General features: G+C 45.6%; 18 protein-coding genes and 1 riboswitch. All 18 genes read right to left on the minus strand.

Translation table 11 applies throughout. The features are described 5' to 3' along the window. Nucleotides 1-238 precede the first annotated feature (238 nt). A complete protein-coding gene (locus tag NYE58_RS33955; protein WP_341004064.1) occupies nucleotides 239-982 on the minus strand; it encodes a M23 family metallopeptidase in 744 nt (247 codons plus the stop codon). A 61-nt stretch (nucleotides 983-1043) separates the two neighbouring features. Next, nucleotides 1044-2186, minus strand: coding sequence for a stage II sporulation protein D (gene spoIID / locus NYE58_RS33960; RefSeq protein ID WP_341004067.1), 1143 nt, complete (start codon nucleotides 2184-2186; stop codon nucleotides 1044-1046). A 216-nt stretch (nucleotides 2187-2402) separates the two neighbouring features. Continuing rightward, nucleotides 2403-3779, minus strand: a complete 1377-nt coding sequence (gene murA / locus NYE58_RS33965; RefSeq protein WP_076123926.1) for a UDP-N-acetylglucosamine 1-carboxyvinyltransferase — start codon at nucleotides 3777-3779, stop codon at nucleotides 2403-2405. A 199-nt stretch (nucleotides 3780-3978) separates the two neighbouring features. After that, nucleotides 3979-4236, minus strand: a complete 258-nt coding sequence (locus NYE58_RS33970; RefSeq protein WP_036681556.1) for a DUF1146 family protein — start codon at nucleotides 4234-4236, stop codon at nucleotides 3979-3981. 195 nt (nucleotides 4237-4431) lie between these two features. Beyond that, the gene (locus NYE58_RS33975) at nucleotides 4432-4848 is read right to left on the minus strand and encodes a F0F1 ATP synthase subunit epsilon (protein WP_036681559.1); all 417 of its coding nucleotides are present in this window, start codon (nucleotides 4846-4848) and stop codon (nucleotides 4432-4434) included. A 102-nt stretch (nucleotides 4849-4950) separates the two neighbouring features. Next, nucleotides 4951-6351 carry a F0F1 ATP synthase subunit beta gene (gene atpD, locus NYE58_RS33980; RefSeq protein ID WP_036681562.1) on the minus strand — a complete coding sequence of 467 codons (1401 nt, stop codon included), beginning with the start codon at nucleotides 6349-6351 and terminating at the stop codon, nucleotides 4951-4953. A 238-nt stretch (nucleotides 6352-6589) separates the two neighbouring features. Then, nucleotides 6590-7459, minus strand: a complete 870-nt coding sequence (gene atpG / locus NYE58_RS33985) for an ATP synthase F1 subunit gamma (RefSeq protein WP_036681564.1) — start codon at nucleotides 7457-7459, stop codon at nucleotides 6590-6592. A gap of 191 nt (nucleotides 7460-7650) precedes the next feature. After that, complete coding sequence (gene atpA, locus NYE58_RS33990; RefSeq protein ID WP_036681566.1) at nucleotides 7651-9162, minus strand: F0F1 ATP synthase subunit alpha; 1512 nt, start codon at nucleotides 9160-9162, stop codon at nucleotides 7651-7653. Nucleotides 9163-9173: 11 nt separating this feature from the next. Then, on the minus strand, nucleotides 9174-9725 hold the full coding sequence (locus tag NYE58_RS33995; protein WP_076123928.1) for a F0F1 ATP synthase subunit delta: 552 nt from the start codon (nucleotides 9723-9725) through the stop codon (nucleotides 9174-9176). Then, nucleotides 9722-10210 (minus strand): F0F1 ATP synthase subunit B, encoded by a 489-nt coding sequence (gene atpF / locus NYE58_RS34000; protein WP_076123930.1) that lies wholly within the window; start codon nucleotides 10208-10210, stop codon nucleotides 9722-9724. Before atpF ends, NYE58_RS33995 begins: the two co-directional genes overlap by 4 nt. 97 nt (nucleotides 10211-10307) lie before the next feature. Next, the gene (gene atpE, locus NYE58_RS34005; RefSeq protein ID WP_036681574.1) at nucleotides 10308-10520 is read right to left on the minus strand and encodes a F0F1 ATP synthase subunit C; all 213 of its coding nucleotides are present in this window, start codon (nucleotides 10518-10520) and stop codon (nucleotides 10308-10310) included. Between the two features lie 105 nt (nucleotides 10521-10625). Continuing rightward, complete coding sequence (gene atpB, locus NYE58_RS34010) at nucleotides 10626-11393, minus strand: F0F1 ATP synthase subunit A (RefSeq protein ID WP_036681575.1); 768 nt, start codon at nucleotides 11391-11393, stop codon at nucleotides 10626-10628. A gap of 29 nt (nucleotides 11394-11422) precedes the next feature. Beyond that, nucleotides 11423-11800 (minus strand): ATP synthase subunit I, encoded by a 378-nt coding sequence (locus NYE58_RS34015; RefSeq protein WP_036681578.1) that lies wholly within the window; start codon nucleotides 11798-11800, stop codon nucleotides 11423-11425. Continuing rightward, nucleotides 11793-12026, minus strand: a complete 234-nt coding sequence (locus NYE58_RS34020) for an AtpZ/AtpI family protein (protein ID WP_036681579.1) — start codon at nucleotides 12024-12026, stop codon at nucleotides 11793-11795. Before NYE58_RS34020 ends, NYE58_RS34015 begins: the two co-directional genes overlap by 8 nt. Nucleotides 12027-12204: 178 nt before the next feature. Next, nucleotides 12205-13365 carry a non-hydrolyzing UDP-N-acetylglucosamine 2-epimerase gene (gene wecB / locus NYE58_RS34025; protein ID WP_076123932.1) on the minus strand — a complete coding sequence of 387 codons (1161 nt, stop codon included), beginning with the start codon at nucleotides 13363-13365 and terminating at the stop codon, nucleotides 12205-12207. A 58-nt stretch (nucleotides 13366-13423) separates the two neighbouring features. Then, a complete protein-coding gene (upp, locus tag NYE58_RS34030) occupies nucleotides 13424-14053 on the minus strand; it encodes a uracil phosphoribosyltransferase (protein ID WP_036681583.1) in 630 nt (209 codons plus the stop codon). 422 nt (nucleotides 14054-14475) lie between these two features. Then, nucleotides 14476-15723 carry a serine hydroxymethyltransferase gene (glyA, locus tag NYE58_RS34035; protein WP_038573642.1) on the minus strand — a complete coding sequence of 416 codons (1248 nt, stop codon included), beginning with the start codon at nucleotides 15721-15723 and terminating at the stop codon, nucleotides 14476-14478. Between the two features lie 115 nt (nucleotides 15724-15838). Next, entirely contained in the window at nucleotides 15839-16423 is a 585-nt protein-coding gene (locus NYE58_RS34040) for a TIGR01440 family protein (protein WP_076099682.1), read from the minus strand. Between the two features lie 74 nt (nucleotides 16424-16497). Continuing rightward, a riboswitch (ZMP/ZTP riboswitch) is annotated at nucleotides 16498-16580 on the minus strand. Between the last annotated feature and the right edge of the window lie 22 nt (nucleotides 16581-16602).

Here is a 16602-nt window from a genome sequence, read left to right on the forward strand (position 1 = left end):
TTATATGAGGGGCGGGCTTATATATTCGCGCTTTCAAGACATGACAAGCTATGGAGGGCTCATTTTATTTAATGGACAACCTAATAACCCGTGTTATTAGCATGATGAAAAGCCGTCGTTCTCCCTTTAGGTCAACAACCGTTTCCCGCGTAAACAAAAGGCTCATCACAAACACAACCTTAAAAATCCTTATATACACAAAAAAATAGGGGGCTTTCGCCCCCTGCTATAGAAATTTTTATCGCTGTGGCAGTAAATCCGATGGATTGACTACTTTGCCATCTTCGTACACTTCAAAGTGTACATGATTTCCAAGGTCCTTTTCGATCTCACTGCGACCAGCTGTGGCAAGAGTATCTCCTTGCTTCACTACATCGCCTTGTTTAACTTTTGTTTCACCAAGACTTTGGTATACAGTCTTCAAATTACCTTGATGGGTAATTTCAATCACTTTACCTAATACCGCAACATCTTCCACTCTGGTCACTTCACCGCTGAGCGCTGCTTTAACATCGAACGTATTGTTGTCTTCACGGGCAATATCGATTCCGACATTAGGAATAAATTTGTCGTTATATTGCACCATAGCGGCAACGTGATTGTCCTCTGTACCATTCTCATCATAATACGGCTTAACTACTTCTACTTCACCTGGATTAGCTACTGGCCAAGTCATACTTTCCGTTGAAGCAACAACTTCAAGTGCATCTGGACCACCGGTTGTTGTACCAGCTTCGTTAGCGGAAGTTCCTACTTGATGCGAAGTGGCGGCAGTGTCCTGGTTGAGCGGCTTCTGGCCGGCATCCTGATAGACCCACACCAAGGTTAGTATAATTGCCGCTGCCGCCGTGTAGACTGCTGGGAATACCCAACGTTTAGATACCAGTCTGTTCCATGAAGAAGGTTTTGCGCCAGGTAAATCTCCCTGAGTTTTTTTGAGAGATTCATCTTGGTTTGTTTTGTTTTTGTCTTGTTCATTCATATGGTTATCACCTCAGTAACCAGTGTTACCGGGGTTTTCTCTTTTATACGTATCTTTCAAGTTATTTTTTCAGAAGAGTTGAGATTTGTGTAAATGAGATACCACTATAATAGTGTTTGAGAATTTGGGTAGCAGTTCCACCCTCTTTAGCCATACCATTTGCCCCCCACTGGCTCATCCCTACTCCATGCCCATTTCCGAAGGTCGTGATTAAGATCTTATTCCCCTTACGACTCCAACTGAATTGGCTGGATCGTAGGCCCAGCTTCTCTCTCACTTCACGTCCAGTAAATATAGAGCCTCCAATTGAGACCTCTTTAATCCGATGTCCAGTGGTAAGAGACAACACTTCCATAGGTAATCTCGAAGATGATGAAATCTTCGTTGTAGTTCCTGAATTGGTAGTTTCTTTGGAGGCTGGAATGACTTTATCGTTCAGACCCAATCTAGTAAGTATTTCAGCAACAGTAAAGGTGTTAGTCACTGCATAGTTTGGGGTAATCTCTTTCTCCCAAGGACTCGTCACGCTGCGCAGATAGGGAATCGCTGCATTCCAATACTCTTCTGAGTTCTCAGTATATCCTCCACTGGAGGCGAAAAAGGAGGCCGTTATCGGCTGCCCTTTATAAGTCATGATCACTCCGCGCGTCTCAAGGACCGCGCGCTGCAGCTTTGCAAGGTCGGCGCTTCTTCCGCCGAGCTTCCATTGCCGTTCCAGCGTGTCCTTAGATATGTAAGCCTGATGGCTTACCGTATCGGTTACATCCGCCTCCGGAACGGGTACGCCGCTTCTGTCGCCAGCCACCAGGCGGCGCATGATAAAGGTGCGGGCCGCTACGGCCTGCGCTTTGAGCGCTTCAAGCTCAAAGTCGGCCGGCATCTCGGCCGCAAGCACGCCGCGGACGTAGTCCTCCAGCGGCAATGTCTCTATTTGTCCGCTGTGCGACAAATAGACAGAGACGTCCGGCTGCGGCGCTTCCTGCGCAGCCGTCTCCGGCGCCGCCGGAGGGGCCGTGACCGCCGGCACGGCCACAGGCGCCGGTTGTCCCCGGTGTAGCGGGACAACCGCCACCGGAATCAGCAGCGCCGCCAGGAAAGGCGCTGCGAGCCAGGCGACGGGGATGAGTCGCCTGCGCCGGGGAGCAAGGGGACGCGAGTGCCAGCGCGTTGTCTTGTTTCTTCGCAAGTAGCGGAAATCTTTCATCTCTATGGCTCCTTCCGTGAATCACTGGTGATTCTTATAGATATGAATTTGCAGCAACTGCTAGAACACAATTTGAGAGAAAGAGAGTTCCTGTCCTCAATCTATTACTAGACCACAGGCTATTAAATTGCATACAAAAAAATCCCCATCAAATGAGGATTCCATAAAAAAAGACCAAGCTGCAAACTGCAGCCTGGTCTCTCCTAATGATTGATATTATACCCAAGTTGGTTGAACCTGAAAGCGTGGTTTAACCTCTTCGTTTTTAGTCGATTCACTCTTGGATACTTCCGGTTTAAGAACTTCATCCTTCACGGTTTGCGCTGAAGTGTCTTCCATGGAGATGCGCCAAATTTCCGCACCCAGTCCGGACAGTTTCTCAGCCAAATGAACATACCCGCGGTCAATATGATGAGTTCCGCTTACTTCAGTAGTGCCTTCAGCAACCAGACCTGCCAAAATAAGCGCAGCTCCCGCACGCAGATCCGTAGCACAAACCTTAGCTCCGACCAATTGTGCATTACCTGTAACGATCGCCGAGCGACCTTCGATTTTAATCTCAGCGTTCATGTTGTGGAATTCATCCACATGCATAAACCGGTTCTCAAATACAGTTTCTGTAACGACACTGGTACCTTCAGAACGCAGCAATAATGCCATCATTTGCGACTGCATATCCGTAGGAAAACCTGGATACGGCAAAGTCTTCAAATCAACAGCTTTGAGAGGCTTGTCACTGATTACACGAATACCGTTCTCGTCAGGAATAATGGTTACACCCATTTCTTCCATCTTAGCAATAACAGGACCTAAGTGATCAGCAATTGCGCCTTCCACATATACATCGCCACCGGTAATTGCTGCAGCCGCCATGTACGTACCTGCTTCGATACGGTCAGGGATTACATGATGTTTGACCCCATGCAGACGTTCTACCCCTTCAATACGGATAACGCCTGTTCCCGCACCGCGTACGATTGCGCCCATACCATTCAAGTAATTGGCCAGGTCGACAATCTCAGGCTCCTTAGCCGCATTCTCGATAACGGTCACGCCTTCGGCTAGTGTAGCTGCCATCATTATATTTTCGGTCGCACCTACGCTTGCTACATCCAAATACACTTTGGCACCGCGCAGGCGTCCGTTGCTTTTCGCTTCAATGTAGCCCTGGCCGAGACTAATCTCCGCACCCAGTGCTTCAAACCCTTTCAAATGCTGATCAATCGGTCGTGTACCAATGGCACAGCCGCCTGGCAGGGAAATTCTTGTCTGACCAAGTCTAGATAACAGTGGGCCCATGACTAAAAAAGACGCCCGCATTTTTCGAACCCATTCATAAGGTGCTTCACAGGATGTGATATTTGTAGCATCCACTTGGATAATATCGTTCTGATATGTAACCCCTGCACCCAGAGATTCCAGCATTTTTGATATCGTCATCACATCATCAAGCGGAGGTGCGTCTACAATGACGCTTACTCCTTCTTCTGCCAATAGAGAGGCGGCTATGATCGGTAATACGGAATTTTTTGCGCCGCTAACTTTCACGCTCCCGGTCAATCTGTTGCCACCGCGGACGATAAATTTGCTCATTTTCGGTTTCCCTCCGCGTCCATTATTTCTTAAATTATTTTTTTAGATTAAAGTAATTGCAAAAAAGTTCTCTACTCCATCAATACGCCCATTTACTCGGGCATGTTCCTTAAAGTTCAGTGTTGACATAATAAAACCTTATTATTCGACACCTTTTGACCACTGCGACCTAAGACACTTATAACCAAACTACATCCCCTTAAAACATATATCGGATCATCCCACTCCAGCTCAGGTAATCCAGGAAGAACCCCGCTACAAAACGACCAAGTACAATGGCCAACAGCAAGTGCAGCAGCCTTCCCTGAGGACTCTTGGGATATCTTATGACCAAATCGAGCTTAAGGTTCTGCAATGCCCACCAAGATAATACAACACTGAGCAAAGATACAATCATTGAGACCATACTGCTGGTTCCAACTGCGCTAGACAACCCACCCGACAATATATCCTCCATGCTAACCCTCCGTGTTCGTATTACTCGGAAATCGACTCTTATATCATACTTGTGAAGGGCAAAAGAATCCAGTACTTTTACAAATTTTTAAACAATTCAACGCCATTATCCAAAATAATGAAGAAATTTTAACCTTTTTTCAATAGATTACTATAATAAAAAGCAGTCAAACCCTAAGGCTTGACTGCTTTTATCCTACTGTTGTCCTTTTCCAGTGGACACTTTAATCCGTGTAACAGCGCGTTGCAGCGCCAATTCCGCACGGCGGTGATCGATATCATCTTGTTTGCTCCGAGTCTGGAGACGGCGTTGAGCCCGTTCTCTAGCCGCTTCGGCGCGCTCAACATCGATATCTGTCGGCAGCTCGGCACTTTCAGCCAGCACGGTTACTTTGTCCTTATGCACTTCAACGAACCCGCCATGAACAGCGATGGAGATCGTAACACCGTCCGATTTGACGGATAACGGAGCAACCTGAAGTGGAGTCACAAGCGGAATGTGTCCCGGCAAAATACCCAACTCGCCTTCGACCCCTCTTACAATCAAGCTATTCACTTGCTTGGAGTAAACGAGATGCTCCGGCGTGACAATTTCCAACAAAAAGGTATTCACTTCCATTCCTCCTTAAAGCTTTACATTGTAAAGCTCGCTTCGAAAGCATGCACTAAGCTTTACGAAGTAAAGCTTGCATCGAAAGCATTAGCTAAGCTCAGGTTACATCGATTTCGCTTTTTCTACTGCTTCTTCAATCGTACCTACAAATAGGAAAGCTGCTTCTGGAAGATCATCATGCTTACCATCCAGGATTTCCTTAAAGCTGCGTACAGTTTCTTTGATTGGTACATATTTACCCTTAAAGCCAGTGAACTGTTCAGCCACGTGGAATGGCTGCGACAGGAAGCGTTCAACTTTACGAGCACGAGCTACGATAACCTTATCATCCTCACTCAATTCATCCATACCCAAGATGGCAATGATGTCTTGAAGCTCGGTATAACGTTGCAGCAATTGTTTAACACCTTGTGCCACGTTGTAATGTTCTTCACCAACAATTTCTGGAGCGAGCAAACGCGAGCTGGAAGCCAGTGGGTCAACCGCTGGGAAAATCCCCTTCTCGGAAATTTTACGCTCAAGGTTAGTTGTTGCATCCAAGTGAGCAAACGCTGTAGCCGGAGCAGGGTCAGTGTAGTCATCCGCCGGTACGTAGATTGCTTGAATCGATGTAACTGAACCTTTTTTAGTCGATGTGATACGCTCTTGCAGCTGGCCCATTTCAGTAGCCAGAGTCGGCTGATAACCAACCGCAGATGGCATACGGCCGAGAAGAGCGGATACTTCGGAACCCGCTTGGGTAAAGCGGAATATATTATCGATAAAGAGCAGCGTATCGCGGCCTTCCACATCACGGAAATATTCCGCCATGGTCAAACCGGTCAAAGCTACACGAAGACGTGCACCTGGAGGCTCGTTCATTTGTCCGAAGACCATTGCTGTCTTCTTAATAACGCCGGAATCCGTCATTTCGTGATAAAGGTCATTACCTTCACGAGTACGTTCACCGACACCTGCGAATACGGAAATACCACCGTGCTCTTGGGCAATGTTATTAATCAATTCCTGGATTGTTACTGTTTTACCTACGCCGGCACCGCCGAAGAGGCCGACTTTACCACCCTTAGCATAAGGTGCGAGCAAGTCGATAACTTTAATACCTGTTTCCAAGATTTCCGCTTGTGTTGACAATTCATCAAATGTTGGTGCGAGACGGTGAATCGGGTTCTTTTTCTCAGCAAGAACTTCACCAGCGTTATCAATTGGATTGCCAAGTACGTTAAATACACGGCCTAATGTCGCTTCCCCTACAGGAACCGAGATTGGACCTCCTTGATCGATCGCATCCAGTCCACGAACCAGACCATCAGTAGAAGACATCGCGATACAACGTACCAGATTGTCTCCCAAGTGATTGGAAACCTCAAGTGTTAGGTTAAGCTGACGACCATTGTCCAAGACGGTTTCAATTTTGATAGCGTTGAAAATCTCGGGCAACTGGCCGCGTTCAAATTCAATATCGACAACCGGACCCATAATGCTTACAACGCGTCCTTTGTTCATCTTCTTTTCCCTCCTCGAAAGCTGTTACATCAAGAAGAAACGACGTTGTCGTCATATAAAGATGACAACCGTTTCTCGTAGAAATATAAGCATTTTGTATAGTGTAAAACCATACTTTCTTATATTTTAAGAAGAACTTACAGTGCCGTTCTTAAGGAGCTATGCACCCTAAGCAAGCGACACTGTTTCTCGTAAAACACAAGACAAGTTAAGCACTTAGTTTAACTTTTCTTGTATTTTAAGACTGCGCGTTCGCTCCGGCCACGATCTCGGTAATTTCCTGCGTAATTGCCGCCTGACGGGCACGGTTGTACGTAAGGGTAAGTTCTCCGATCATTTTCGACGCGTTCTTCGTTGCACTGCCCATAGCTGTCATTTTCGCACCCAGCTCACTGGCCTTGCCATCCAGAATAGCGCTATAAATCAAAGTTTCAGCGTACTTTGGAAGCAATACTTCTAGCACGCCTTCCGGTGAAGGTTCATATTCGTAGTTTGCAGAAGCTTCATGATGCTCTTGATTCCCTACTCCATCCATAGGCAACAGTCGCTCAACGGTCGGGATCTGGGTGATAGCATTGACGAATTGATTGTAACAAACATACAACTCATCATACGTACCATCTACAAACTGCTGTACTGCCGAATTCGCGATAGACTTGATGTCAGCAAACTTCGGCGCATCCGATAGCTCAGTAACTTCCTGTACAATCGGATATTCACGGCGACGTAGAAAGTCACGGCCCTTACGACCAATAACAAACAATGCGTACTCATCTTTGGACTTATGCTTCTCCGCGATGAGCATCGTCACCTTACGCAAAATATTAGCGTTGTAACCACCTGCAAGCCCTCTATCAGAGGTAACGATTAGATAACCAGTCTTCTTCACAGGGCGGCTAACCAGCATAGGGTGTTGAACACCTTCTGTGCCAGCCGCAATGCTCGATACAACCTCTTTTAGCTTCTCAGCATAAGGACGGGCGGCAATTGCCTTCTCCTGAGCTTTTCTCAGCTTGGATGCGGCTACCATTTCCATCGCTTTTGTGATCTGTCTTGTGTTTTGAACACTCTTAATTTGACGTTTAATATCACGCATGCTTCTTGCCATGATTTCACCACCTTAGAGCTTTGACGGAGTCAAAGCTAACTTCGTAAGCATCATCTTAGCTTTGACGGAGTCAAAGCTAACTTCGTAAGCATTCTCTTAACTTTGACGAAGTCAAAGCTACTTCATAAGCACAGCCTGAGCTTCGGCAGAGCCAAAGCTCACTTAGTAAAATCCGTTAAAGTCTATCTATATTAGCTAGTAGCGAAACCTCTTTTAAAGGTATCAATCGCTGCTTTAAGAGCGGCTTCGTTATCAGCTGTCAAATCTTTTGTATCCCTGATGGATTGAGCTACATCAGCTGCACTGCTATCCATGTAAGCAAGGAATTCCTTTTCAAAACGTTTTACGTCTTTAACTGGAATATCATCCAAATATCCTTTTACAGCTGTGTACAAGCTAAGCACTTGATGCTCAACAGACAACGGCTGATTCACACCTTGTTTCAGAACTTCCATCATACGTGCCCCGCGATTCAGACGGGCAAGTGTAGATTTATCAAGATCTGAGCCGAACTGTGAGAAGGCTTGAAGTTCGCGATATTGGGCAAGATCCAAACGGAGCGAGCCGGCTACCTTCTTCATCGCTTTGATTTGAGCGGAGCCCCCTACACGGGAAACGGAGATACCGACGTTGATTGCCGGACGTTGACCAGAGTAGAACAGATCGGATTCAAGGAAGATTTGACCATCTGTAATCGAGATTACGTTCGTAGGAATGTAAGCTGATACGTCAGATGCCTGTGTTTCGATAAATGGAAGTGCGGTTAATGAACCACCACCGAGCTCATCACTAAGCTTAGCTGCACGCTCCAAAAGACGGGAGTGCAAGTAGAATACGTCACCCGGGAATGCTTCACGACCCGGTGGACGACGAAGCAGCAAGGACAATTCGCGATAAGCCGAAGCTTGTTTCGAAAGGTCATCGTAAATGATCAGTACGTGCTCGCCCTTGTACATGAAGTATTCGCCCATTGCGCAACCTGCGTATGGAGCAATATACAACAATGGGGACGGCTCGGAAGCCGATGCAGTTACAACGATTGTATATTCCAAAGCGCCATGACGGCGAAGAGTTTCTACAACCTGTGCTACTGTGGATTGCTTTTGACCAATGGCAACATAAATACATTTCATGCCGTTGCCTTTTTGGTTGATAATCGCGTCAATTGCGATTGCAGTCTTACCTGTTTGACGGTCACCAATGATAAGTTCGCGTTGTCCACGACCGATTGGTACCATCGCATCAATGGCTTTAAGACCTGTTTGCATCGGTTCATGTACCGATTTACGATCGATAACACCTGGTGCATTATTTTCTACAGGACGGAATTCAGTTGTAGCAATTGGGCCTTTGCCGTCAAGCGGCATACCAAGTGCGTTAACTACACGACCGAGCAGAGCTTCACCAACAGGAACTTGCATAATTTGTCCTGTACGTTTTACTTGATCGCCTTCACGAATTTCCTTGTACTCACCCAGAATAACAACACCGACGTTGCTTTCTTCCAGATTGAGCGCCATGCCCACTACTCCGTTGGAGAACTCTAGCAATTCGCCTGCCATTGCGTTTTCCAGACCGTAGACACGGGCGATACCGTCGCCGACTTGAATGACGGTGCCGACTTCGGCAACTTCGATATCGGCTTTATATTCCTCAATTTGACTTTTGATCAAAGTGCTGATCTCTTCAGGTCTGATGCCCAATATCCTCACCCCTATCTTCTATGCTTATCATTAAAGGATTTCTCGAGACGCTCCAATTTGTTAGACAGACTGCCGTCATACAGCGTATCGCCGATATAAACTTTCAGTCCTCCCAACAGGCTTGGGTCCACCACATTCGTAATCCGGATTTTACGGTTTACGAGTTGGCCGAATTCTGCAGCTACAGCTGCTTTTTCTTCTTCACTTAAAGAATAAACAGAGTATACCTTAGCATCACCAATGCCAAGAGCGTCTCCTTCAATCTTGATATACGTATCCAGCAGATCGGCAAAAATATCGGTTCTGCCTCGCTCTACTAACAATTCTACAATGTTCATCACGATGGGAGAGAGCTTATCTTGAAGCGCTGTGCGCAGCACTTTCAGCTTGTCGGACTCCGAGATGCGCGGTGCAAGAATAAACCGCTTTATCTCTTGGTCGGAATGTAATAATCCAACCACTGCCTTGAGCTCTTCTTCTACTTCAAGGGTAATCCCTTTCTCTACCGCTGCACTGTACAATGCTCTAGCGTAGCGCTTGGCAACTACCGTATCGCGGCTCATGATTGGCCTCCTACCTCTTTGAGGTATTGGTTCACAAGTTGCTCCTGCTCGCCGTTAGCACTAACTTCTTTCTTAAGAAGTTTAGAAGCAATACGAACAGATGCCGTTCCAATTTCGCTGCGCAACTCTTCCACTGCTTTGTTCTTTTCGTTCTCGATATCACGCACGGCCTCTTCTTTGACACGTGCTGCATCTGCTTTGGCTTGTGCCAAAGTTTGTTCTACCTGTAGATTGCTTGTGATTTGCGATTGTTGAATAATCTGTTGAGCTTCCTGGCGTGCACTGTTCAGCGCTTGCTTCTGCTCTTCCACATACGCGACCGCTTGTTCTCTAGTCTTCGCAGCTTCGTCCATTTGCTGCATTACCAGCTCACGGCGTTTCTCCATAACTGCAAAAAGTTTGCTGAACGCATACTTGCTAAGCAAGAAATATAAAATCCCAAAGGCGACAATTGAAAATACTATGTTTGTCCAAACAATATCCACTGAGGTCACTCCCTTCCGTTACCGCGTCATGCGGACGTATACAAAAGTAAGGCGCGGATGGCATCGGCCGTCCCCGCCAAACCGTAACTACGGTTTATTAAGTAAACATAATCAGGAATGCGATAACTGTTGCTGCCAACGGAATAACTTCGACGATACCTACACCAATAAACATTGTTGTTTGCAAAGCATTTTTCGCTTCTGGTTGACGAGCGATGGACTCAACTGTTCTACTAACGATCATACCGTTACCAAGACCTGCGCCAAGTGCACCCAATCCAACCGCTATTGCTGCTGCTAAAAATTCCATTTGTAAATATCCTCCTTTAATTTCGGTTCATATTTGTGTTTAATGATATAAGATATCTCCCACGAAGGAAAATCAGACGATAGCCGTTCTCTTCGCAGCAGTTCATTAATGTGCTTCTTCTTCGTGAATCGTCATCTGTGCGATATAAACCATCGTCAGAATCGTAAAGATAAATGCTTGTAGCGCCCCGACGAAAATACTGAAGCCCTGCCATACAGCCAGGAACGGAATACTGAGAATCCCCAGCTTCAAAATGACTGTAATTAGTACTTCTCCGGCGAAAATGTTAGCGAATAGACGAATAGCCAACGCTACAGGTTTTGCCAGGTTTTCGATAATGTTCAGTGGCAAAAAGATTGGAAACGGCTCGATGTAGTGTTTGAAATAATGTTTGCCGTTGAGCTTAATGCCCAGAAAGTTCATCAGTACAAATACTATGATTGCCAATCCTGCAGTGACATTAATGTCAGCAGTTGGCGACTTGTACCATAAAATTTCTGCATGCTCACCATTCGCCAAGTTCTTAGTTGCTTCAATCACGTGGCCAAACACTGTTACAGGTCCATGCGCCTCAGTTACAACGGAGAAAGGCAATCCAAGTAGATTGGAAACAAAGATAAACAGAATCAATGTCAACCCTAAAGATATGTAAGGTTTTCCTTTCTTCAGATCCATGGCACTGCTTATGACACCCTCTACAAATTCCACAACCCATTCCATGAAGTTCTGAAGCTTGGATGGATTTTCAACGGAAAGCTTACGAACCGAAAGCATAACCAGAACAAATACCACTGTACAACTGATCAGAAGCATCAACACGGCGGATAAATCTATCGGTATTCCCCCGACAAATATTTTCGGCATGTCATGCATAGTATCATCCCCCTTTCTCTTTAATCTGGTTAAAGCTTATTCTTCACACTCAGATATATCCCCGCAGGAATGGCGAGAAGCTGAGGAATGAATACGCCCGAAACAGTTGCTACCAGGGAGAAATGCTCAATCTTGACCGAGAACATGGTGACCAAAATTGCGAAGCTAATCCGTGTAACAAAACCGAGGCTGAAGGCATTCCCTTCGTTGCTCGCAATCGACTGCGTAACCCGTCGAACCTTGACGGCCAGATAACGAAAGTTTACCAATCCCGCCACCAGACCCAGAGTCATGCCCAGTGTAATTGCCCGGGTCTCATGATGAAGCACCCAGCCCATTAAGAGTCCTGCCATAAGGACGAGCGTAACTCTAGTGACGGTATTGATCATGGGAGTCATATTATCCATTCTGCTCCCCCAAAAATTTTTTAATTAACAAGGCGACATTCACAATTCCCAGAATCATTCCAGTTATAGTGCCAATGGCGAGCCAATATTTCGGCCCCTCCATCAGGTCTTTCAGCCATCTTGCCGCAAAAAAACCAATAAGAATGTAAGCGGCAAGCAAAGTGCCTGCACTTCCAATGACAAGCGCGGTCTGTAACAAGCTGTCCTTGCTATTTTGTTCTTTCATGGGCTACAATCCCAACTAATTTTACTGAATTTCCTGAGTCTTTGTCAATTCATTGAACATTGCCTAAAAACCCTTGAAAACATGAAAATAATCACAGCAAAACGTTCCAAAACCATATAAACCGTACAGTTTCACTGTATGTTGATTTTAATCAGATCAGATATTAGTTTAATTGAAATTATTTATTTTTTGTGAACATTCTGTGAAACTCTTCAGGACGTTCCTTATTAACACCAAAATGGTGCAAAATCGCATTGACAATCCGTTGGGAAGCCTTGCCATCTCCATACGGGTTGGCGGCCCGACTCATCGACTGATAGAGCTCATTATCAGTCAAAAGAGCATGTGTCCGTTGATACACCTTCTCCTCGTCCGTGCCCACAAGTTCCAGCGTTCCAGCCTCTATCCCTTCGGGACGCTCCGTTGTATCACGAAGCACAAGAACAGGCACTCCATAAGAAGGAGCTTCCTCTTGCAGACCGCCGGAATCGGTCAATATCAAGTGGGTATGCGGATAAAAATTATGCAGGTCCACGACATCCAGCGGATCAATCAGCTTAATTCTCGGATGTCCTCCCAGTATCTCATGCGCAGGTTCCTTAACGGCAGGACTCGGATGCACAGGATAAACAATGGCGACATCTTCGAATTCATCAGCGATTCTTTTAATAGCTCGGAAGATATTACGATGCGGTTCACCTTGAGATTCTCTGCGGTGAGCGGTCATCAAAATAAGTCTTTTTCCTGAAGCAAAATCCAAAACAGGATGCCGGTAATCCGGCTGTACGGTATATTGAAACACATCAGTTACGGTGTTGCCTGTGATATAAATACTTGATTCTTTTTTGTTCTCGTGTCTCAGATTGTTAGCTGACAAATCGGTTGGAGCGAAATGCAGATCAGCTAACACACCTGTGAGTTGACGGTTCATTTCTTCAGGATACGGAGACAATTTGTTCCATGTCCTAAGTCCTGCTTCTACGTGCCCAACCTGAATTTGCTGCAGGAAGGAAGCGTAACTAGCTAAAAACGTTGTTAAGGTGTCCCCATGCACCAGCACGAGGTCAGGTTTAACTTCTTTCAGTACAGGTTCCAAACCTTCAAGCACACGAATAGTAATCTCATTCAAGGTCTGACGGTCCTTCATCACGTCCAAATCGTAATCAGGGGTGATATTAAACACTTCCAACACTTGATCGAGCAGTTCTCTATGCTGTGCTGTTACACATACTATTGATTCGATATGCTCAGGATGCTTCTTCAGTTCAAGAACCAGAGGAGCCATCTTGATCGCCTCGGGGCGCACTCCGAAAATAGTCATTACTTTGATTTTGGACATAACCCCTACCCTCTCATCAAATATTCTCGCATTACTATACTTAATACTTAATTACTTATTACTTGGTTCCATAAAGACGGTCACCAGCATCACCAAGACCTGGCACGATGTAACCATGTTCATTCAAATGATCATCAAGCGCTGCTACATAAATATCAACATCCGGATGAGCTTCCTGAACTGCAGCAACACCTTCTGGCGCTGCAATCAAGTTCATCATTTTGATCTGTGTACAGCCACGGTTCTTCAGTGAGGTAATCGCAGCAATTGCGGATCCGCCTGTAGCAAGCATCGGATCAATTACTATCAATTCACGTTCCTGTACGTCCGTTGGAAGCTTGATATAATACTCCACTGGTTGAAGAGTGTCTGGATCACGGAAAAGCCCTACATGTCCTACTTTAGCCGCAGGTAGAAGCTTCAGTACACCTTCAAGCATACCTAAACCCGCACGAAGAATAGGAATAAGCCCCAGCATTCTTCCCGAAATCACTTTGCTTTCCGTCTCAGTGACCGGTGTTTGTACCGTAATGGTCTCTAGTGGAATATCACGTGTAATCTCATAAGCCATCAATGTGGCAACTTCGTCAACATGTTCTCTGAAATCCTTCGTGTTTGTTCTAACGTCGCGAATAAATGTTAGTTTGTGTTGAATTAAAGGATGATCGCAAATCACCAATTTTCCCATTTACTGTCCCTCCGGTAATTGTAAGTCTTGTCTATAGCCATAGAAAGCGCTTTGCTTCTCAGTGGCTAAATCCTGTCTATTATAGCACTCCCGCCGCTGCATTTCACCTCAGAATGGTACTTGAACTCACATTGAACATATTCCTTTGTATTTCCTTGTTTTTAAAGGTAATGATTGGCTTAATTAGGAAACCAATCACTTATAAAACCTAGATTATGTTGTGCAACTTTGGCTTTTTCATACTATTCACATTATTTTCACTAATTTTATTGAAAATTCCATGAACTTTCATGATTAATTTCATTCAATTTCATCTATTACCTACAGTGATATTTGTGAACAATATGCAACAAAAAAGCCTCCATCAAACCCGGAAGAGGGTATGGATGGAGGCAGAATCATTTCTTATTAGAAGCAAAGAATTAGTATTTCAACTCTGGATAAAGAGGGTATTGGTCAGTCAACTCAGCCACTTGACGCGCAGATTCTGCCAAGTTTGCCTCATCCTTCGGATTCTTTAGAACATTAGCAATGATACGTCCAATAGTGACCATCGCCTGCTCGTCCATACCACGGGATGTGACTGCAGGTGTACCAATACGAATACCGCTTGTTACGAAAGGACTTGTAGGATCAAATGGAATTGCGTTTTTATTCACAGTAATCCCGATGGAATCTAGTACTTTTTCCGCATCTTTTCCGGTAATGTTCAGATTACGGGTATCCAGCAGCATCAAGTGGTTATCTGTACCTCCGGATACAATGTTAACCCCTTCGCTGATCAACGTTTCTGCAAGAACATTAGCGTTCTTCACTACATTTTGAGCATAAGTCTTAAAGGATGGCTGCAATGCTTCACCAAATGCGACTGCTTTTGAAGCAATTACATGCATCAGAGGTCCACCTTGGGAACCAGGGAATACCGCTTTATCAATAGCAGCTGCCCATGGCTGTCTGCACATAATCATACCTCCGCGGGGACCGCGCAAAGTCTTATGCGTAGTAGTTGTAACGAAATGAGCATGAGGAACCGGGCTCGGATGAAGACCAGCAGCAACCAATCCTGCGATATGGGCCATATCTACCATAAATAGCGCACCCACATCATTGGCGATAGCGCCAAGTTTTTCGAAATCAATAATACGCGGATAGGCACTAGCACCAGCTACAATCATTTTTGGACGGTGTTTGAAGGCTGCTTTACGTACTTCATCATAATCAATTAGGAAAGTATCTTCTTGTACTCCATAAGCAACGAAGTTATAAAGCAATCCAGAAGCATTAACTGGGCTACCATGTGTCAAATGACCACCGTGCGCCAAATTCATTCCAAGAACGGTGTCGCCAGGCTTAAGTGCAGCCAGATAAACTGCCATATTTGCTTGAGCGCCGGAATGTGGTTGTACGTTGACATGATCCGCGCCAAACAATTCTTTTGCCCGATCACGAGCAAGGTTCTCAACGATATCTACATCTTCACAGCCGCCATAATAACGTTTGCCTGGATAACCTTCTGCATATTTGTTCGTAAGCACGGAGCCCATAGCTTCCATTACGGCTTCGCTAACGATATTCTCTGAGGCAATAAGCTCAATGTTGGCACGCTGACGTTTCAGTTCCAGTTCCATCGCTTCCAGTACTGCCGGGTCACTCTTACGCAATTGTTCCATGTTCTTATTTCCTCCCTAGTGTGTGTAGAAATGTTGTATTTAAGTAGAAACGATTTGCCCGCCATAAAGAGACTTAGGTCTACGTTTCTGCAAAAAATATAAAAACTAAAGTTCGTTAATCACAAAACTGTGAACCACTTTGTTCTGGAGCACGATATACCGCACGTTCCCCGCCAATTAGTGGGGGTCTGGTCCATGCCGCATTCACTCTGGCTGCTCCAATGTATCGTAGAGTCGGACGGAAAGGAACGGCTACCCGCCGTAAATGCATTCCTATCAGTGTCTCGCCAATATCTAAACCAGCATGAGCTTCTATCGTTTCCGCCAAAACAGGATCTTTCATAGCGTGATAAGCAGCCGTAGCCATCGAACCTCCAGCACCTCGTATAGGTACAGCTGATACTTCCTTCAGACCAAGTGACTCTAGCAGAGAGCGTTCCATGACAAGTGCACGATTTAAATGCTCGCAGCACTGATACACCGGATGAAATCCTTTTTCCGCTGCTACTAAACGAACACCTTCAAGCAGTTGTTCTGCAACTTCAAGTGCACCACCAGTTCCAATCCGGACACCAGCAACCTCACTTGTGCTCACTCCGACGACAACAATTTTGCCTGACCCAAGGTTACCAGCCTCCGCCAACTCCCTTAACACAGTGACGGTGGCTTCAGTTAATGATAGCTCCACAACTTCGTCCATCACTCTACCTCCTCAAACTTCAAACAAGCTTATTTTAAACAAAAAAGAGCAGTCCGCAGGTAGCTGCGGATTTGCTCTTTTGCCCAGGCGACCGGCCGTTTATTCCGATGCTCCATCGTGGTTTGATCCACATTTGTCGCCAGTTACATCGGAACCGATTATTTGTAACTTCATCTTAA

The sequence above is a fragment of the Paenibacillus sp. FSL L8-0708 genome, from assembly GCF_038009325.1.
Classification (GTDB): domain Bacteria; phylum Bacillota; class Bacilli; order Paenibacillales; family Paenibacillaceae; genus Paenibacillus_AQ; species Paenibacillus_AQ odorifer.